Origin of the sequence: Streptomyces sp. NPDC047117 (assembly GCF_040643545.1) — a bacterium.
In the GTDB taxonomy this organism is placed as follows: domain Bacteria; phylum Actinomycetota; class Actinomycetes; order Streptomycetales; family Streptomycetaceae; genus Streptomyces.
Genome location: NZ_JBEYUN010000001.1, coordinates 219064 through 238375, shown reverse-complemented (window position 1 = coordinate 238375; position 19312 = coordinate 219064). Strand labels below are relative to the sequence as shown.

The following is a 19312-nucleotide window of genomic DNA, read 5'->3' as shown; positions in this document are numbered from 1 at the left end:
CGGCGCAACACGGTGATGACCTATCAGCTGATGCTGGAGAAAGTCCGGTACGAAGGTGCCTATCCGACCCGGGAACGCGCCGAGGAAGCCGTCCAGGCCGTACTGGCCGCGCTGGGCCGGCAGCTGACCGGCGACGAACGCGTCGAACTGGCCGCGCGCCTGCCTCTGGAGGCCGCCATTACCTTCACGGGCCAGATCCCGTCCCCGCAGCCGCTCACCGGCTGGGGCTTCGTCAAGGACCTCGCCGCCCGTACCGGCGGCAGCCCGGCCACCACCCGGTGGGACACCGGGGCCGTCCTCACGACGGTGGCCGCTCTCGCGGGCCGCGATCTCCTCGCCCGCATTCTGGCCCATCTCCCCTCCGGTTACGCCCCGTTGTTCGGACGCCCCGAGATTCCCCAGGCGTCCAAGGCCCCGGCGGCCGCACCCCGTACGGCCGAGCCTCAGGCGGCCTGAGCCCGCCCCGGACCAGGGCTGCCGGCCCCCCTCCCGGCAGCCCGTCGGCTCACAGGTCGGCGAGCCCGCCGCGCAGTACGGCATCGGCGGTGTCCAGCAACGACCGGTCGTGGCGGAAGGCGTGGGCGCGCAGCCGCAGCCAGGCGTGTTCGAGGGAGACACCGCCGAGCCGTACGGTGAGCACGCCGGCGGCCCGATGCGCCGCGCCGAAGGGCAGGTCCACCTGGTCCGAGAGCCAGGACTGCTGCCGCAGTACGGCATGTGCGGCGGCGTCGGCGAGGGCGTCGGCGCCGCTGAGCTGTGGTGGAGCCATGATGCCGGGTGCTCTGCGGTGGCCGCTGAGGGCGCCGATCCTGATGGCCCCGACGCGCAGGGGAAAGGCGAAGACCGCACCCACCCCCAGGTCGTGGATGTCGGGTGCCAGGCCGGTCCAGCGCGAGGCGGACAGGTCGGTCAGGTCCGGAGCCAGGACCGTCATGCCGTGCTGGGCGGCATCCGAGCTGGGCCCTTGTCCGTGTACGAGCTGGAGATCCTCCAGTGGTGCGGTCAGCGGGCCATGGACGCGCATCGGCTCCGGCAGGCCCGTGTCGGTGGTGAGCAGCAGCGCCAGACCGTCCAGCCCCAGGACGTCGGCACACGCGTGCAGCGGCAGCCGGCCGGCGCTGATCTCGTGCAGACAGTCGGCCATCGCCAGGTCCGCAACCGAGTATCCCTCTGCCACTGTTGTCTCTCCGTCGTCTGCCACCGGCCACGGTCGCCGGCGGGTGCCTGGACGGGCCGCCGGTACTGCCGGCGGAAGACGACAGCCCGATGTACGGCCCGAGTGGCCTGTGACATCAAGCCGGTGCTGTGTCGGAAGGCTGCGGTAGGCCGTCGGGGCCGGGCAGCGCGGTACGCGGCCTGCGGAGCGGAACGGCTCCCACAGTCCGGTACGTGGCAGGGACCGGCTGCTTTTTCAACCGAAGTCGCCCTGCCGTGCCGGATCAGGAGATCATGACAGGCGGCCGGTGGGAACACCGACGCACGGAACGGCGGGATGTACTCCACCAACGAGTGGAGTTCGAGCGGACGGAGAGTGTTCATGGGGGAGCACGCGGGGGACGAGCTGGTCGCTGTCCCGCCGGGCGAGGTGACGCTGTCGGACCGGCGTACGGAGCGCACCTGGTCGGTCGGGCTCGCGCCGTACCGGATCGCGGCATTCCCCGTGACCCAGGGGCTGTACGCGGAGGTCACCGGCGCGCGGCCCGGCAGCGCTCAGGGGGACCGGCTGCCCGTGGAGGGCGTCTCCTGGTGGGACGCGGTCCGCTTCTGCAACGCGCTGTCCCTGCGCGACGGGTTCGAGCCCGCCTACCGCATGCAGGACGCCGCCCGTGACACCGAGTGCGAGTGGGACGCGTCCGCCGACGGGTACCGGCTGCCGACCGAGGCCGAGTGGGAGCACGCCTGCCGCGCCGGGACGAGTGGCCCGCACTACGGACCGCTCGAGGAGATCGCCTGGTACCGCGGCAACTCCCAGGAGCGCCTGCACGAGGTGGGCGGCAAGCGCCCCAACGAGTGGGGCCTGCACGACATGCTCGGCAATGTGTGGAACTGGTGCTGGGACCTCTACGACCCCGAGGTCTACGGCACGTACCGGGTGCTGCGCGGCGGCGGCTGGTTCGACGAGCACTGGAGCTGCCGGGCCTCGGCGCGGCGCCGCAGCCACCCGAGTTACCAGGTGGACGACGTGGGGTTCCGCGTCGCACGGTCCGTCGTCGACGACCGGGGACAGGCATCCGGCGAGGGACAGGTACTCGACGGTGGACAGGAACCCGGCGGGGGAGGGCGCACCGGTCCGGCGCGCCCTCCGGTGTGAGGCCGGTTCAGTCCAGGGCCGCTCCGCTCGTCTCCGGGGCCCACATCACGGAGATCACCGCGCCGATCACCAGGATGGCGGTGAGCGCCATCATGGTCGGCGCGAACCCGAACGAGCCGAGGCTCACCGGCAGCAGGAACGTGCCCACGGCGGAGCCGACGCGGCTCATGCCGTTCAGCAGGCCGACGCCCGAGCTGCGCAGCTCGGTGGGGAACAGCTCGGGCGGGTACACCTGGTCCAGGTTGGTCGCCGCCGACATGGTGAAGGTGAAGACCAGGAACAGCGGGAAGAGCAGTGCGGCCGGCGCGTCCGGCCAGATGCCCATCGGCGCGAGCGACAGCGCGAGCACGATGAACGAGCCGATGGTGAGCCGCCGCCGGGTCAGCTTGGCCACCAGCCACAGTCCGACGACGCCGCCGAGCAGCAGGAACGAGTTGAGCAGGGCCTCGCTGAAGAAGCCGGAGCCATTGAGCTGGATCTTGACCAGGACCAGCGGGAGGAAGGTGTAGATCGCGAAGTACGGGATCACCTGGCAGTTGTAGAACAGTACGCCGAACGCGGTGTTCCGCCAGTGCGCGGCGCCGAACAGCTCGCGGTAGGAGGCGCGTCGCTCCGCGGTGTGCTGCTGTGCCGCGAACGCGTCGAAGTCGATGTGGCTGCCGACGTAGCGGGTGACCACCTCCCGGGCCTCGGTGGTCCGGCCCTTGCTGAGCAGCCAGCGCGGCGATTCGGGCGTCCCCAGACGCATCAGCAGGACGGCGATGGCGGGCACGGCGCTGCTGGCCAGCAGCCATCGCCAGGAGTCGCCGCCGAGGCCGATGAGGTACGTGCCGAAGAAGAAGGCGGCGATGTAGCCGACGGTCCACATACAGGTCAGCGAGGCGAGCAGGCCGCCACGGAAGCGGCGCGGTACGAACTCGGCGACGAGGGTGGGGCCGAGCGCGTAGTCGGCGCCGATGCCGAAGCCGATCAGGAGCCGCAGGACGAACAGCTCCACCGGACCGGTGACGAAGAACTGAAGCACGGAGGCGACGGCGATCAGCAGGAAGTCGAGCATGTAGAGCCGCTGCCGCCCCATGCGGTCGGCGGCCCAGCCGATGGCGATGCTGCCGGCGAAGATGCCGATGAGGGCCGAGGCGCCCATCAGCCCCTGCCACATGGAGCCGAGGTGCATCTGCGGCGCCATGGCGGTGAGCGCGATACCGATGATGCCCAGTTGGTAGCCGTCGGAGAAGTTCGCGCCGAACGTCAGCGCGGTGATCTTCAGATGGAAGCGGTTGAGGGGGACATCGTCGAAGGTGTCGGTCGCCGTGGCGCGGGCCGGTGCGGCTGGGGGATCAGCGGCGGACTCGGCGGCTTCGGGATCGGCGGCTGGGGTGAGGGTCCGGTCGTCCGGCATGGCTCGACAAGCTCTCCGATCAGGGGGACGCCGCGGCTCCGGCGGCGTCGGGCGGGATGGAGGGACAGGCCACCGGCAGCGACCTGTGGGAACTGCTCTTGCCAAGAAAGCGAATGAAGAGTTTCATGCACCCTGCGCAATGAATAACTTCTTGTCAAGGGAGCTTCATGCCGGACAGTACGACCCTCAGCACCTCCCTCCGCATCAACGGTACCGCCCTGACCTGCGCCGACATCGTCCGCGTCGCGCGGAACGGCGTCCCGGTGCATGTGGACGACGATGCCCTCAAGCGCGCCGGGCGTGCGTACGAGATCGCCCGTGACAGCGGCGCCAAGCGAGCCGTGTACGGACGCACCACCGGCGTCGGAGCCAACCGGCATGCCGTGGTCGCCGCCGACTCCGCCGACCAGCACGGCCTCCGTCTGCTGCGCAGTCACGCCGGCGGCAGCGGGGAGCCGTTGCCGGACGACGTCGTACGCGCAGGGCTCCTCGTCCGCCTCAACCAACTGGCCGCGGCGGGCAGCGGCGTACACCCCCGGCTGCTCCGCGCGCTCGAAACCGCACTGCGCGAGGACGCGCTGCCCTCGGTGCACGCCCGCGGCGCCATCGGCACCGGCGACCTCACCACCCTCGCCGAGATCGCGCTGACCCTCGCCGGTGAACGGCCCTGGGCGGGGCGGTCACTGGACCCGGTGCCCATCAGCCCCGGCGACGCCCTCGCCTTCATCTCCAGCAACGCCGTCACCCTCGCGGAATCGGTCCTCGCCTGGCACGACCTGCGGCGGCTGCTGCGCGCGAGCCATGTCATCACCGCCCTCTCCTACCGCGCGCTGGGCGGCTCGCCCGAGGCGTTCTCCGAGGTCGTGCACGCCGCCCGGCCACACCACGGATCGCTGTACTGCGCCGCCGAGATGCGCCGCATCCTCGGCCTCGGCACCGACGCACCCGCCGGACGGCGCCTCCAGGACCCCTTCGGGCTGCGGGCCTTCCCGCAGGTCCACGGGCCGGCCCTGGACGCGGCCGACGCACTGGAACGGGTACTGGCCATCGACGTCAACGCCGCCGCCGAGAACCCGCTGATCGACATCGACGCCGAGCAGATCCACCACCACGGGCAGTTCTCCACCGCCTACCTCGCGCTCGCGCTGGACGGCCTGCGCGCCGCACTGCACCATGCCGCCGAACTGTCAGCGGCGCGCCTGAGCGACCTGGTCGAGCCCGATCTCACGGGCCTGTCACCGTTCCTGGCCGCCGGCCCCGCGGGCAGCTCCGGCATCATGATCCTGGAGTACGTCGCGCACGACGCGCTCGGCCGGCTCCGGCACGCCGCGGCTCCGGTCACGCTCGGCACCGCGGTGATCTCGCGCGGCCTGGAGGACCACGCCAGCTTCTCCACCCAGGCGGTCCGCACCACCACCTCGGCCGTCGCCGCCTACCGCACGGTCCTGGCCTGCGAACTCATCGGAGCGGTACGGGCGTTGCGCCTCTCCGGCGAGGACCTGCCGGCTGCCCCCGTGGGCAGTGCCTTCGCGGCGGCCGCCGAGCGACTGCCGCACGTCGAGGAGGACCACCCCCTCAGTGGCGAGATCGAGGCGGCCGAGGCCCTGATCGGGGACTTCTCGGAGTTCTGAGCACCCTCGTTCTGACCACCGCCGTTGCGACCACCCTCGTTCCGACCGGCTACAGGGTGCCGCGGTGATGCGTACCCGGCGTGTGGCCGAAGGCGCGGCGGAAGACGTCGATGAAGGCACTGGTCGAGGACCAGCCGCAGCGGTGGGCCACCGCCGTCACCGGCAGGTCGTCGGCCAGCATGCGCAGGGCGTGGTACAGCCGCAGACGGGTCCGCCACTGCGGGAACGTCATGCCCAGCTCGTCCCGGAAGAGCCGGCTGAGCGTACGCCCGCCGGCACCCACCTCGGTCCCCAGCGCGGCCAGGGTCCGCGGGTCCGCCGGGTTCCTGTACAGGAGGTCGCAGACGGCCGCGAGGCGGGAGTCCGCGGGCGCCGGCAACTGGAGCGGCTGCTGCGGTGAGGCGCGCAACTGGTCGAGGAGGACCGCGCGCAGCCGCCGCCGCTCCGGGCTGTTGTCCTGCGGACCCCTGGTGTACGCGAGTATCAGCTCGCGCAGCAGGGGATTGACGTCGAGGACGGTGGGGGCGTCGAGGCAGAGAGGATTGGTGTCGGGCGGCAGACCGAGCAGATGCAGCGCGAGTTGACCGTGCGCGCGGTGCGCGTGGACGCAGCCGGCCGGTACCCAGATGGCCTGCGTACCGGGCGCGAACCAGGTCCCCGCGTCCGTGGTCACGGCCAGCACGCCGGAGCCCGCGTAAACGATCTGGTGCTCGTCGTGCCGGTGGGCGTCGATGGACTCTCCGGGGGCCAGCACCCGGGTCACGGTGGGCGCCTCAGGGGCGTGGCGGATATCCGGCATGACATGGCACTTTATCGGAAGCGCGCCAGGCCCGGCCGTGGTGACGATGGGCGGGTGCCCATGAACAAGATCTTGCGCAGCGGACGCTCCGCACAAAGCGCACGCCGTACCGGACCCCTCACGCTGCTGTCCCTGGGACACGCCTGCGTGGACATCTACCAGGGCGCGGTCGCCGCGCTGGTGCCGTTCTTCGTCTCCGAACGCGCCTATACCTACGCCGCCGCCTCCGGCCTCGTCCTCGCCGCCTCCGTACTGTCCTCGGTGGTGCAGCCGCTGTTCGGGGCGCTCACCGACAAATGGTCCATGCCCTGGCTGCTGCCAGTGAGCACACTGGTCGGCGGTGCCGGTGTCGCGCTCGCCGGCGTCTCCGACGCGTACCCCCTGACCCTCGCGGCGGTGGCGGTCTCCGGCATCGGAGTTGCCGCCTACCACCCGGAAGCCGCCCGCGTGGCGCGCGCCGCCGCCGGCCGCGGCAGTCACACCGCCATGGGCTGGTTCTCCCTCGGCGGCAACCTCGGCTTCGCCACCGCGCCCCTGACGGTCTCCGCCGTCGTCGCCACCGGCGGCCTGCACGCCTCGCCGCTCCTCGTCGTGCCCGCCCTCGCCGGAGCGGTGCTGTGCGTGGCCGCGTTGCGCGGCATGGCGGCGCCCGCCGATGCGACGACCGGGGCCGGTAAGGGGACCGCGCCAGGTACCGGGAGTGCGGGCCGGGCTCCGGTGACCGCCCGGGACGACTGGTCGTCCTTCGCGAAGCTGTCGGGCGCCATCGTGTGCCGTTCGATCGTCTTCGTCGGCCTCAGCGCATTCATCTCGCTGTACGTGCGGCAGCGCACCGGCGGCGGCGAGGTCTCCGGCACCGCCGCGCTGTTCCTGCTCTACCTCGGCGGCGCGGTCGGCACCGTGGCGGGCGGGAAGCTCGCCACCCGCTACGGCCGCATCCCGGTCGTCCAGTGGTCCTACGCGCTGACGGTCCTCGCCGTGGCCGGCGTCGTCCTCGTCCCCGGCCCGCTGCTCTACGTGTGCGTCGTCCTCGCCTCGGCCGGCCTGTACGTGCCGTTCTCCCTGCACGTCACCCTCGGCCAGGACTACCTGCCCCGGCGCGTGGGCACCGCCAGCGGCGTCACCCTGGGCCTGACCGTCAGCATCGGCGGCGTCGCCAGCCCCCTCATCGGTGCTCTCGCCGACGCCACCACACTGCAGACCGCCCTCGCGCCCCTGATCGCGATGCCCGCTCTGGGCTGGCTCCTCCTGCGTTCCCTGAAAGAACCCGAAATTCCCGAGGCGACCATGCGCCCGGGCGCCACCGAGGCGGCCGGCACCCCGTCACCCACCTCGACCTCACCCCGCTGAACACCTCGACTTCACCCCGCTGACCACCGCGACATGCCAGTGGCCGGTGCGCGGGACCGGCCGGTCGTCCGCCCCCCGACATGCTCGTGGGCCGCCCCGCAACTCCGGGACGGCCCACAGCACGGCCCACGGGACGAGGCCCGCGGGCTACCGACCGGTCCTCACGTCCCGGCCTTGCGCCCGTACACGTAGACCTCGTCGCCGTTCCGCAGCAGCTTCCAGTAGCTCTTGGCGTCCGCGGTCCGCATGTTGACACAGCCGTGCGAACCCGGCGCCGACCACACACTGCCGTCGATGGCGTGGAACGCCTCGCCGCCGTCGAAGAACTGGCTGTACGGCATCGGCACGTCGTAGAGCGTGGAGACGTGGTCCTTGTGCCGCCAGTAGACGCGGTGCAGTCCGGTGCGCGTCTCGTGCTTGTTGCGTCCCGTACGCACCGGGACCGGACCCTTGACGAGCTTGCGGCCGTCCTGGATCCAGCTGAGCTGCCGGGTCAGGTCGACACAGGCGATCCGCCCCTTGTTCACCGGGCAGTGACCCGCCCGGTTGGGGTTCTTGCCGGCCGCCTTCTGCTTCTTCACCAGCTTCATGACGTCCCAGGTCACCGGCCCGGCATACCCGTACTGCGGGTAAATGCCGTGTGCCCGCTGGAAATCACGGATCGCCCGGCAGTCACCGACCGACTGTCTGCCGTCCGCTTTCCGGCCGAGGAATCTCTCGGCCTGCTTCTGGTACGGCCCTTGCAGCCCACCGCACCACGACCCGGAGGCCGCCTGCGCGGAGGCCGCGGGCAGCCCCACCACCAGCAGCGGCGACAGCACTCCGGCCGCCGCCGCGTACGCGATGCCCCGCCGTCCGCGAGGTATTCGACTCTTCGTACGTGCCATGGATCACCACTCTCTTCTCGACACCTGCCAGGCGTCCCCCAACGAATGACTGCGACGGCTGAGGCCATGCAGACCTCATGAGCCACCGCACATTCACATTAGATGTCCATCGCCCAGCAAAAGCGCCAATTACCGAACATGGAGCCCCAATTGACCCACCGAGCCCGAACAGGCGCACGAGACACGTCCGCCCCGGCGGCACGTCGACAGGAGCCCTGGCGACGAGCGGCCTCGGGTGTCACGTGGGCCACATGGCGCAGTGATCAGGGGTGCCCTTGGTACGGCCGGGTACCGGGGGTCAATGAACTACTGAGGACCGCGGGCCGGCATCGGGAAAGGGCCGGCCCGCGGGGATGCCCGGAGGGAGCAGACCGCTGAAGAACACGGAGACGAGGGGCACGACGGGAACCGGGGAGACGACCGGGCGGACCGGTCGCCAGGCGGCGTCACGACGGCAGACGGCCGACCTGGGCCGGATCGCGCGCATCCGGCAGTGGTGGGGGAGAGCCGTCGGCTCGGCGGGACACGAGCGGCACACCGTGCTGCTCATCGGCAAGAGCACCCTGGCCGCCACGGTCGCCTGGGTGATCTCCTACAACCTGCTCAACGCGCAGTCGCCCGCCTTCGCGCCCTTCTCCGCCGTGCTGATCATGCAGGTCACGGTCTACCAGTCGGTCGTGCAGTCCCTGCGGTACGTGGGCGCCGTGACGGCCGGTGTGGCCGTCCAGGCCGCGTTGGGTTTCCTGGCCGGGCCCGACGTGCTGACCTTCGCCCTGGTCGCCGCCGTCGCGCTGACCATCGGCCGCTGGCCGGCGCTGGGCGCGCAGCGCTCCCAGGTCGCCACCGCGGCCTTCTTCGCCTTCTCCACCTACTCCGCCGCCACGTCCAACACCGAGAAGCTGACCCAGCTCGGGCAGATCATCCTGCTCGTGCTCATCGGCTGCGGTGTCGGTGTGCTGGTGAACCTCGCGGTGTTCCCGCCGATACGGTACCGCAGCGCCGAGTACGGCATCCGCACGCTCGCGCACGCCCTGTGCGACCTGGTCAGCGACGTCTTCCCGGCGCTGCGCGACGGCGACCTGGACCGGGAGCGCACCGAGCAGTGGCGGTCCCGGGCGGCGCGGGCCGAAGGGCTGATCACCCAGGCGAGGTCGGGGTTGCGCACGGCGCAGGAGAGCCAGTACTACAACCCCCGGCGCCTGCTGCGGGGCTACCGCAACCCCAGCAGTTTCGAGGGGTATGCGTCGGTGATGGAGGCGCTGGAGCGGACCCTGTACCAGATGGCCTCACTGACCCGCAGCCTCGACCGCTGGCGCGAGGACCGCGAGGAGGGGCGCGAGGGCACCGAGAATGCGGAGGGCAGTGGCTTCCGTACGTGCTACGCCCGGTTCCTGGAGTCCATCTCCGCCATCGCCTCGGTGCTGGCGGGGCTGGAGGAGGAGTCACTGGCGGACCAGTCGAGCGAGCTGTGCCGCCTGGCGGACGAGGCCCAGCGGTGCCGTGAGCAGGTGGCCGAAGAGGCCGAGCGGCAGGGACTGCCGCTCACCGACCCGGAACGCCCCTACGGCGTCCTGGTCGTCGAAGCCACCCGCCTGATGGAGGAGTTCCAGCACACCTGCGACGTGATCCAGTACCAGGTCGACCACTGAGGCGGCCGGCAGCCGACAGCCGAGGGAGTGGCGGGAGGTGTGGCATACGGCCGCCGCGGTGCCGTCCGTCTCGCACGGGGGACGAGACGGACGGCACCGCGGCGGCGGGATCCGGCGGGAACGAGCCCGCCGGACGCGTCAGCCGTGGGCGAGGAGCCCCCGGCGCAGGCGGGTGAGGATGCGGGTCAGCAGCCGGGAGACATGCATCTGCGAGATGCCCAGCTCGCCCGCGATCTGAGACTGGGTCATCTCCTGGCCGAACCGCATGTGCAGGATCCGGCGGTCCCGCTCCTCCAGTTCGTGCAGCAGACCGCCCAGCGCGTGGATGTTCTCCACCAGCTCCAGGGCGGGGTCCGTCTCGCCGAGGACGTCGGTGAGGCTGCGGCCCTCGCCGTCCGAGTCGGGGCCGTCGTCCGGGGCGTCGAGGGGACCGGCGGTGTAGCCGTTGCTCGCGACGAGGCCCTCGATGACCTCCTCCTCGCCGATGTTCAGCTCGGTGGCGAGTTCGGCGACGGTCGGGTCCCGGTCCAGCGCGTTGACGAGGCGCTCCTTGGCCTGGGCCAGTTCCACGCGCAGTTCCTGAAGGCGCCGCGGGACGTGCACGGCCCATGTCGCGTCGCGGAAGAACCGCTTGATCTCACCCATGATGTAGGGCACGGCGAAGGTGGGGAACTCCGTGCCCCGCGAGAGGTCGAACCGGTCGATGGCCTTGATCAGGCCGATCGTGCCGACCTGGACGATGTCCTCCATCTGCCCGGTGTCCCCGGCGCGGTTGCGGAAGCGTCCCGCCACGAAGCGCACCAGGGCGAGGTTCATCTCGATCAAGGTGTTGCGCGCGTACTGGTACTCGCTGGTGCCTTCTTCGAGCTGGGTCAGCCGCTCGAAGAACAGCTTCGACAGTGCCCTGGCGTCCTGCGGCGCCACCTTGGCGGCTTCCTCGACCCACGGCAGTCCGGCGTCCATGGCCAGGGACTCGCCCTCGGCTCCCGCGGTCACCTGTTCCTCGGTATCCATCACCGCCGGCGACGTCGTCATGCTTCCACCCTCCCGAATGTTCATCCTGACCTCAAGTCTCAGCGTCGTCTGCCCGGGCTCAAGGATTCTATGCATCTCTTCGCGAATTCTGATGCACGAATCCGAGTACAGGTATCCGAGAACGTCCGTCGGCGGCAAGTGCGGGTGGTACATGAGATATCTCGTGCGATCGGGGTACACGTGTGACACCCGCCCGCTCATGACTGAACAGAGGTGCTGTAGTGCTGCTGCCGTCTCCCGAGACACTGCGCAATCTCGTCGCCCGGTACGAGGAGCTCCAGGTCCTCCACTCCGAGCAGGGCTCCTACGAGACGGCCCGGCGCCTGGAGGACATCACCTACACGCTGTGCGTCTCGACCGGCACGCGGACGCCGGAGGACGCCCTCGTCGTGGCCGAACGCCACCTGGCCCGTGCCGAGATCGCGGCGGCCACACCTTCCGATGTGGCGCTCACGGCCTGAGTGGTGAGGAGCGGCCGCTCAAGGTGCTACAGTTGATCTTGAGCGCGCCGCAGAGAAACCTCAGGCGGCACGCCCCGCGTCGGTAGTCCAAGGAAAGACGCCCCGCTTCCTGCGGGGAGATGCAGGTGCAAGGCCTGCCCGGCGCTCCGGAACGGCCCGGCCCCCGCCTCTCAGGCGGGGGCCGGCGTCGTTTCCGTGCGGATTCCGGTCAGTTGTCGCGGTCCGCCGAGCCGCCGTGCTCGACGGTCAGCGGCGCGAAGGCGACCCGGGTGACCGACCCGTCGTCGGCCCACCGGAACGCGATCGCCTCGCCGCCGGAGTCCGCCGACACCACCGACACGACCTCGGCCAACGGCACACCTTCGGCCTGTGCGGACCCGGACGTCCCGGACAGTGAGGCGACGGCCGCCACGACCACCGTCGCGTCCGCCTCCTCGACGGGAGCCGTGCTGAGCCGGGGGATCACCGCCCAGCGCGTGAACGCCGTGCCCTGCGGTGCGCGTGCCTCGTCCCGTTCCGCCCAGCCGTGGACCCCGTGCAGTTCCGAGACCAGACCCGGTGCCTGCTCCGGGCCCGTCGCCCAGCCCGTCTGGCGTATCCGCGCCCCGTACGGCAACCCGGCAACCCGGTGCACCCGCAGCTCGTACCGGCCACGCACCACCGTCACACTGCGGACCTCCAGCCCCGGCACCATCGGCGGCCCGGCCGCGAACACCGGGCGGTGCCAGGAGGCGGCCCAGCCCCACCCGTCGCCGCCCCCGGCGCCCAGCGGCTGGATCCGGCAGCGCAGCGACGCCCGCCCGCCGGCCTCGACCGACAGATGGTTGTCGGGCACATTCCCGGGAGCGGCAGGGCCGGTGCTCGTCGAGTAGGCGAACCGCCCGTAGAGCACGTCGTGCACGGCCGCGGTGTCACCCTCGTGCGGACGGACGTGGTCGCTGCCGTGGTTGTGCAGCCGCGCGATGCCGTCGGCGCCGGTGGTCTGGATGAGCAGGCCCGGCGCGGGAAGCGCGAGCACCCGGTCCGCGCCCTCGGCGGGCGCCGCCTCCTCCGTGGCCGTCCACAGTGGATCGCCGGCCGGCGCGAGGAGTGCCACGAACGCCTTGGACGCCCAGTACGGCGAGCCGGGCCCGGAGTACGTCTGGAGGGAGGCGTCGTGCGGCCCGTGCCAGCCCAGGCTGAGCAGTCCGTCGTCGGCCCCGACCCCGCCCCGGGCGACGAAGTAGCGCAACGCACCGCTCAGCAGCCGGCGGGAGACGCCGGGGGAGAGGGGAGTGTGCCCGGTCAGCGCGCCCAGGCCCACCGCGGCGCCGGCGGCGAAGCGGTACGTCAGCGAGCGGCCGAAGTGGACCGGGGCCCCGTCGCCGCCGAAGAGGAGCGAGTAGCCCGCCAGGTGTTCGCCGAGCCGGGGCCCGTAGAGGTCCAGCATGGTCTTGTCGTCCGCGAGGTGGGCGTGCAGCACCGGATAGAGGTGCAGCGCCCAGCCGTTGTAGTGGTCAAAGGCGCGGCCGTCGCCGTCCGCGTACCAGCCGTCGCCGCGGTACCACGTCTCCAGCAGGCGCAGCCCGCGCTCGATGGCCCGCCGGGTCTCCGCGTCACCGCGGCCGACCGACTCCAGGAACCCGGCCACCGTGACGGCGAAGAGGTACCAGTTGTTGGGCGCCGGGGTGTGCCGCAGGGCGCCGCGCAGCCACTCCTCGGCACGGTCCTGCATGCCGCTGTCGAGCCGGTCCCACAGCCACGGCCGGGTCAGCCGCAGGCCGAGCGCGACGGAGGCCGACTCCACCATCGGCTGGCCCTGCACGTGATGGTCGAGGATCAGCGGCCAGGACTCGGCGTCGGCACGGCCCGGCGTACGGGTGCCGGCGGTAAGCCCGTCCGCGTACCGGCCGAGGAAGCCGTGCGGATCGGCGCCGCCCGCGCCCGCGACGCGGAACGCCGCCGCCAGAAAGGTACGGGCGTATCCCTCCAGGCCGTCGGAGCGCACCCCGGACCGGGACGGCCGGCCCGGCAGGTCCAGCAGCGCCCCGCCGGGCGTGGCCCAGCGCCAGGCGGCGTCGACCAGCCCGTCGGCGGCGGCCTCCCAGTGGGCGCGGGTGTAACCGGTGTGCGGGCTGAGCGTGCGGTCCTCGGGCGGCAGCTGCAGAAAGTGGCCGCTACGGGCGGATGCGGGGGTGCCGGGGACATCGGTCATGCCAGGAACGCCAGCCTTTCGCGGTGTACGGGATGGGCGAAGCCGTCGCCCGCGGCCCAGCGCGCCACCTCACTCACCGTCAGTTCGGCGAGGCGGCGCCATTCGTTGCCCTGGGAGCCGGCCAGATGCGGGGTCAGCAGGGCGTTCTCGCAGTCCCACAGCGGATGGTCACCGGGCAGCAGATCGGGCTCGGTGACATCCAGGACCGCGTGGACGCGGCCCGAGGCCACCGCGTCGGTCAGTGCGTCCTGGTCGACGACGGCGCCCCGCGAGGTGTTGATCAGTGTGGCGCCGGGACGCAGCCGGCCGATCAGCTCGCGGCTGACCAGGCCCCGGGTGGCGGGCAGCAGCGGCGTGTGCACACTGACGACGTCACTCGCCGCGAACAGCTGCTCGAGACCGACGGTCGGCACGCCCAGCTCCGCGGCCTCGGCCTCGGTGACGTACGGGTCGTAGAGCAGGACCTGAAGGTCGTACGGGCGCAGCAGTTCGATCACCCGCCGCCCGATCAGCGAGGCGGAGCAAATCCCCACCGTCCTGCGGTAGTTGCCGATCGAGCGGTCGGTGTGCAGCCAGTTGTCGCGGCTGCGGGTGGCTCGGTAGTCGCGGGCGCGCTCCAGGACGCGCTTGTTCGCCAGCAGGGTCATCGCCACGGTGTACTCGGCCACCGGCAGGGCGTTGGCCGCCGCTGCCGAGGAGACCTCGATGCCGCGATCCCAGCAGGCCTCGGTGAGGTGGTTGCGGACGCTGCCCGCCGAGTGCGCGATGGCCCGCAGCCGGGGCGCGGCGGCCAGCACCGCGTCATCGACGGGCGGACAGCCCCAGCCGGTGACCAGCACCTCCGTCGTGGCGAGGACCGCGCGGGCCCGTTCGGTCGTCAGGTCGTCCAGTACGGGGAAGGGCGCCGGCTCGCACACGGCGGCGAGGGCCGCCGTCTCGTCCGGGCCGAAGACGGCCGTGGCGGCGTCCTGGCTCATGGCGAGCGCGGCGCGCGGCCGGCGACGGGCGTCGGGCATGGAACTCCTTCGACTTGTCGTACGCGGGCTTACTTCACCGCTCCGGCGGTCAGCCCCGAGCGCCAGAATCGCTGCAGCATCATGAAGGCGAGGATCAGCGGCAGCACCGCGAGCAGCGAGCCCATGACGACGACGGGGTAGTACTCGGGGGAGACGGTCGCCGAGCTGTTCCACGTGTACAGCCCCAGGCTCACCGGATACAGATCCTGGTCGGACAGCATGACCATCGGCAGGAAGAAGTTGTTCCAGATCGCGGTGAGCTGGAAGAGGAACACGGTCACCAGACCGGGCCCGAGCATGCGCAGGGCGACCTTGAAGTACATGGCCAGCTCGCCGGCGCCGTCGATGCGGGCCGCCTCCAGCACCTCGTCGGGCACGTACCCCTGACTGAAGATGCGGCCGAGGTAGACGCCGAAGGGGTTGAAGAGGACGGGGATGAAGACCGCCCAGAAGGTGTTCACCAGCCCCACGCCGGACGCCATCAGGTACAGCGGCAGGGCGAGGACGGTCTGCGGCACCATGACGGCGGCCAGCACCAGGCCGAACAGCTTCTCCTTGTGCCGGAAGCGGTACTTGTCGAAGGCGTAGCCGCAGGCCATGCTGATCAGCGCGCCGAGCGCCGCGCCCACCACCGCGTACAGCAGGCTGTTGCCGTACCAGCGGCTGTAGAGCCCGCCGTCCATGGCGAACACATCGCCCAGATTGGCGAACAGCGAGAAGTCGCCGAGGGACAGCAGGTCGCTGCTGAAGAGCGCCTCACGGTTCTTCGCGGCGGCCAGCACCAGCCACAGCACGGGCAGCAGGGTGTACAGCACGCACACCCCGACGACGGCGTTCACGGCACCGCGGCCGAGCATCCGGGGGTGCAGAGCGGTGGAGTGGGTGCTCATCGGGCGGCCTCCTGCTTGTCACCGGACCGGTTGGTCCAGCGGGTCACGCCGTAGGACAGGGCGATGGTGCAGATGAGCAGGATCACCGAGGCGGCCGCCGCCAGGCTGTAGTTGTTGCGGTTGAAAGCGGCGTCGTAGATGTACATGCTCGGCGTGAACCGCGAGTTGATCATCGGCGTCTGCTGGCCCAGCAGCATCGGCTCGGTGAACAACTGCAGGCCCCAGATCAGTGTGAACATCGCGACCATGACGACCGAGGACCGGACGAGCGGGGTCTTGACCTGCAACGCGGTGCGCACCGGCCCCGCGCCGTCGACCACCGACGCCTCGATCACCTCACGCGGCACCGCTTGGAGCGCGGCGTAGAAAATGATGGTGTTGTAGCCGAGGTTGCTCCACACCGCGATGTTCACGATGGAGGGCAGGACGGTGTGGACACCGAGGAAGTCGACGGTGATGTCCCCGCGCGCCAGCAGCTCGATCACCGGGCTGATGCCGGGGGTGTAGAGGTACAGCCAGATGATCGCGGCGATGATGCCGGGCACCGCGTGCGGCAGGAACAGCGCCAGCTGCGCCCAGGACTGCAGCCGCACCGCACCCGAGTCCAGCAGCAGTGCGAGACCCAGGGCGCACACCACCATCAGCGGGATGTAGACCAGGCAGTACGCGGCGACGGTGCCGAGGCCGCCGAGGAAGGTCGGGTCGGTGAGGACGGCGGCGTAGCTGCGCAGCCCGACGAACACCGTCCGCTCCGGACCGAACCCGAGCCCCGGCTGGTCGGCGCCGAAGAAGCTCAGCCATACGGCGGTGCCGACGGGGATGAGGAAGACCGCCACGAGCAGGACGAAGAACGGCGTCATCAGCACGCCGCACGCGCCGAGCCGTCGCCTTCGTGCCCCGCGCCGCTGGGCGGCGGCGGACGGGGCAGCGGCCCGGTCCGGTAGTGCGACGGTGTCCGTGGTGGTTGTGGTCGTGGTCATGGTGTCACCTGCCTCTCTGACGGTCGTCAGCTGCTGCGTGCGGTGGTGGCCAGGCCGAGGGCCTTGAGGTCGGGCATGGTGCCGCGCTGGGCTTCGCGTACGGCGTCGATGATCGTGCCCTGGCCGCCGGCGGCACGGGCGAACCCGTCCTGCATGACTTTCTGTGTCGCCGTCATCCGCGGCCCCCACGTCCACCGGTCGTCTATCAGCCGGGCCTGGTCGCGGAAGAGTGCGTAGATGTCCTGGCCGGAGTAGTAACGGCGGTCGAATGCCTTGCGGCCCACCTCGATCAGCCCGGGGGCCGCGGGGAACTGGCTGCTGGTCCCGCTGGAGAGCCGGGCGCGCAGCGCGTCGGGGTGGGTGACCTGCCAGCTGATGAACTCCAGCGCGGCCTCGGGGTTCCGGCAGTCCTTGGTGATGGCGAAGGTGGAACCACCGTGGGTGGCGCTCACCGGTCGCTTGGTGTCCCACTGGGGGAGGGGCGCGATGGCCCACTTGCCCGCCTGCTGCGGGTGGGCGTTCATCTGCGCGCCGGCGTCCCAGGCGCCGCTGAGCCGCGCGAGCAGCCGGCCCTGGCCGACCTGGGCGGTGCCGCGCGTGCCCTCGGTGGGATTCATGAAGATCAGGTCCTGGTCGTACAACCGCTGCCAGTAGTCGGCCACCCGCCGGCTGGGGGCATCCGCCATGGAGACGTTCCAGGCGCCGCGCGAGGTGTCGAACCAGCGGCTGCCCGCCTGCCAGGACCACGCGGCGAACTGCGTCATGCCGTCGGTGGGGAACAGCGCCAGCCTGCGGTCCGGTGCGCGCTTCCGCACCACCCGCGCCGCCTCCTCGAAGTCGTCCCACGTGGCGGGCACGTCCAGGCCGTACTCCCGGAAGAGGTCCGTCCGGTAGTGCAGCACCATCGGCTCGACGTCCAGCGGGACGCTGAAGACCCGGCGGTCGAAGGTGGTCAGCTGGAGGGCCTGCGGCAGCAGCTTGCCGCGCAGCTCGTCGTCGACGAGGTCGGTGATGTCCCGGGCGACGCCGTCGATGGCGAAGCCGGGGACCTGGGGGTACTCGATGGTGGCCACGTCAGGCGCGTTCCCGGCGCGGGCCGCATTGCTGAGCTTGGCGTAACCGCCCTGCCCACCGGCCGGAACCTGCTGGAAGTCCACCTGGATGTGATCGTGTGTGCGGTTGAACGCGTCCACCACTTCCTGGCTGCCGCGCAGCGCGGACCAGAAGGTGACGCGAGTGGTGCTCTTGCCAGTGGTGCGCGGCTGTCTGCCGCCGCTGCCGGTGCAGGCGCTCACACCGGACACGGACAGGGCGGCGAGCACAGCGAGAACGGATCTACGGCTCTGTTGACCCGGCATGCGTGCCTCCCGCGGCTCGTTTCGGGACACGGGAATAGTGATCGGCGCAACAGAACCCGGTCAATAGAGCGATCAGAAGAAAATAAAGCGGTCAAACGATCATTGAGGGAGGGTCAGCGAGCACGAAGCCTGACGACCACTCACTCACCTGCACCGGCCGGCCGCATGGTCGAGCCGCGGACCTGCAGATCCGGCAGCAGCTCGATGCGCCGTACGGGTGCCGGACGTCCCCCGGAAGACGGCTTCAGCCGGTGCAGCAACAACTCCGCCGCCGCCCGCCCGACCTCCGTCTTGGGCGGCGACACCGCGGTCAGCGGCGTACTGCCCAGCGCCGCGACCACATCGTCGTACGCCACCACCGAGAAGTCCTCCGGCACCCGTATCCCGGCCTCCTGGAACCGCTGAACCAGCATCAACGCGTCCACGTCCCCGTGCAGCAGCGCCGCCGTGGCACCACGGCCACGCACCAGCTCCAGAACATCGGGCTGCTCCTGACCGCTTTGCGCCCGACCGCCGTCCTCCGCCCCGGACCGCTCGCGCTCCGCCGCCTCCGGCACCGCGGTCGGCGAACTCAGCGTCACCGCCCAGTCCTCGATCTCCGTCCGCTCCGCCGCGATCGCGGTGAACGCCGCACGCACCGCCCGGGCCGTGGGGCTGTCGTCCCGCGCGGCCAGAATGATCCGCCGGTGGCCCAGCGCCACCAGATGCTCGACGGCGAGATGCACGCCGTACCAATGGTCGGAGCAGACCGAGTCCAGCGCGTGCAGCGCACTGCCGGGCAGCGGACGGCGCTCCATCAGCACGGTCGGTACGTCCAGCGCCCCGAGCCAGCCGTAGTCGGCCTCCTCCGCGCCCCGCCCGCGCCACCGCGGCGCGATCAGCAGCCCCCGCACGCCGCTCGCCAACGCCCGCTCCACCATGGGGCGTTCGCCACCGGACACGGCAGGCGCGATGTGCAGCGCGATGCGCATGCCGGCTTCCTCCAGCACGCTACGCGCCCCGTGCAGCGTCTCGAAGAGGTACGAGTGCCGCTCGGGTACCACCAGGCCGATCGCCGGGGACGAGTCCTCGCCCGGCCGCCCGCCCGTCGCCACCGCCGCGGCGGCACCCGTACCCGCTTCCTCGGCCGGCACGAGCGAACGTGCCACCCCGTGCCCGCGCCGCAGCTTCCCGGCACGTTCCAGCTCCTCGACGTCCCGGCGGACGGTGACCACCGAGACCTCCAGCTCGGCCGCGAGGTCGGCGACGCGTGCCGAGCCGCGCGACCTCAAAACGGCCAGTATGCGCTGCCGCCGCAGTTCCACCGGTTCCCGCATGCCCCGCCCCCTGTGTGTGCGTTTGAGCGTTCGGCG

The 19312-nt window shown here is 71.3% G+C and carries 17 protein-coding genes; 6 read left to right on the top strand and 11 right to left on the bottom strand.

The window, feature by feature from the left end; genetic code table 11:
* Positions 1-15 precede the first annotated feature (15 nt).
* Positions 16-456 (top strand): DUF2267 domain-containing protein, encoded by a 441-nt coding sequence (locus ABZ840_RS01110; RefSeq protein ID WP_361552311.1) that lies wholly within the window; start codon positions 16-18, stop codon positions 454-456.
* A 49-nt stretch (positions 457-505) separates the two neighbouring features.
* Here ABZ840_RS01110 and ABZ840_RS01105 read toward each other — a convergent pair whose 3' ends face one another.
* Positions 506-1177, bottom strand: coding sequence for a hypothetical protein (locus tag ABZ840_RS01105; protein WP_361551239.1), 672 nt, complete (start codon positions 1175-1177; stop codon positions 506-508).
* 360 nt (positions 1178-1537) lie between these two features.
* Between ABZ840_RS01105 and ABZ840_RS01100 the strand changes: the two genes are divergently transcribed.
* Complete coding sequence (locus ABZ840_RS01100) at positions 1538-2311, top strand: SUMF1/EgtB/PvdO family nonheme iron enzyme (RefSeq protein WP_361551236.1); 774 nt, start codon at positions 1538-1540, stop codon at positions 2309-2311.
* A gap of 7 nt (positions 2312-2318) precedes the next feature.
* Here ABZ840_RS01100 and ABZ840_RS01095 read toward each other — a convergent pair whose 3' ends face one another.
* Positions 2319-3710, bottom strand: coding sequence for an MFS transporter (locus ABZ840_RS01095; protein WP_361551233.1), 1392 nt, complete (start codon positions 3708-3710; stop codon positions 2319-2321).
* A gap of 167 nt (positions 3711-3877) precedes the next feature.
* Here ABZ840_RS01095 and ABZ840_RS01090 point away from each other — a divergent pair, with 167 nt between their 5' ends.
* Positions 3878-5341, top strand: coding sequence for an aromatic amino acid ammonia-lyase (locus ABZ840_RS01090; protein WP_361551230.1), 1464 nt, complete (start codon positions 3878-3880; stop codon positions 5339-5341).
* 49 nt (positions 5342-5390) lie between these two features.
* Here ABZ840_RS01090 and ABZ840_RS01085 read toward each other — a convergent pair whose 3' ends face one another.
* The gene (locus ABZ840_RS01085; RefSeq protein ID WP_361551227.1) at positions 5391-6140 is read right to left on the bottom strand and encodes a helix-turn-helix transcriptional regulator; all 750 of its coding nucleotides are present in this window, start codon (positions 6138-6140) and stop codon (positions 5391-5393) included.
* Positions 6141-6200: 60 nt separating this feature from the next.
* Here ABZ840_RS01085 and ABZ840_RS01080 point away from each other — a divergent pair, with 60 nt between their 5' ends.
* Entirely contained in the window at positions 6201-7490 is a 1290-nt protein-coding gene (locus ABZ840_RS01080) for an MFS transporter (protein WP_361551224.1), read from the top strand.
* Between the two features lie 161 nt (positions 7491-7651).
* Here the strand turns inward: ABZ840_RS01080 and ABZ840_RS01075 are convergent, their stop codons facing one another.
* The gene (locus ABZ840_RS01075; protein ID WP_361551221.1) at positions 7652-8377 is read right to left on the bottom strand and encodes a L,D-transpeptidase family protein; all 726 of its coding nucleotides are present in this window, start codon (positions 8375-8377) and stop codon (positions 7652-7654) included.
* Between the two features lie 353 nt (positions 8378-8730).
* Here ABZ840_RS01075 and ABZ840_RS01070 point away from each other — a divergent pair, with 353 nt between their 5' ends.
* Positions 8731-10026 (top strand): aromatic acid exporter family protein, encoded by a 1296-nt coding sequence (locus tag ABZ840_RS01070; RefSeq protein WP_361551218.1) that lies wholly within the window; start codon positions 8731-8733, stop codon positions 10024-10026.
* Positions 10027-10164: 138 nt separating this feature from the next.
* Here the strand turns inward: ABZ840_RS01070 and ABZ840_RS01065 are convergent, their stop codons facing one another.
* Positions 10165-10989, bottom strand: a complete 825-nt coding sequence (locus tag ABZ840_RS01065) for an RNA polymerase sigma factor SigF (RefSeq protein WP_361552308.1) — start codon at positions 10987-10989, stop codon at positions 10165-10167.
* 293 nt (positions 10990-11282) lie between these two features.
* Here ABZ840_RS01065 and ABZ840_RS01060 point away from each other — a divergent pair, with 293 nt between their 5' ends.
* On the top strand, positions 11283-11522 hold the full coding sequence (locus ABZ840_RS01060) for a DUF5133 domain-containing protein (protein ID WP_361551215.1): 240 nt from the start codon (positions 11283-11285) through the stop codon (positions 11520-11522).
* A 208-nt stretch (positions 11523-11730) separates the two neighbouring features.
* Here the strand turns inward: ABZ840_RS01060 and ABZ840_RS01055 are convergent, their stop codons facing one another.
* The 6 genes from ABZ840_RS01055 to ABZ840_RS01030 form a co-directional block, all read right to left on the bottom strand.
* Positions 11731-13716, bottom strand: coding sequence for a DUF2264 domain-containing protein (locus ABZ840_RS01055; protein ID WP_361551212.1), 1986 nt, complete (start codon positions 13714-13716; stop codon positions 11731-11733).
* Positions 13713-14732 (bottom strand): hydroxyacid dehydrogenase, encoded by a 1020-nt coding sequence (locus ABZ840_RS01050; RefSeq protein ID WP_361551209.1) that lies wholly within the window; start codon positions 14730-14732, stop codon positions 13713-13715. Before ABZ840_RS01050 ends, ABZ840_RS01055 begins: the two co-directional genes overlap by 4 nt.
* A 29-nt stretch (positions 14733-14761) precedes the next feature.
* Positions 14762-15622: a carbohydrate ABC transporter permease gene (locus ABZ840_RS01045; protein WP_361551206.1), complete on the bottom strand. Its 861-nt coding sequence runs from the start codon at positions 15620-15622 to the stop codon at positions 14762-14764.
* Positions 15619-16602, bottom strand: a complete 984-nt coding sequence (locus ABZ840_RS01040) for a sugar ABC transporter permease (protein WP_361551203.1) — start codon at positions 16600-16602, stop codon at positions 15619-15621. The genes ABZ840_RS01045 and ABZ840_RS01040 overlap by 4 nt, the downstream gene beginning before the upstream one ends.
* A gap of 26 nt (positions 16603-16628) precedes the next feature.
* Positions 16629-17960, bottom strand: coding sequence for a sugar ABC transporter substrate-binding protein (locus tag ABZ840_RS01035; RefSeq protein ID WP_361551199.1), 1332 nt, complete (start codon positions 17958-17960; stop codon positions 16629-16631).
* Positions 17961-18100: 140 nt separating this feature from the next.
* Positions 18101-19276, bottom strand: coding sequence for a substrate-binding domain-containing protein (locus ABZ840_RS01030; RefSeq protein ID WP_361551196.1), 1176 nt, complete (start codon positions 19274-19276; stop codon positions 18101-18103).
* Between the last annotated feature and the right edge of the window lie 36 nt (positions 19277-19312).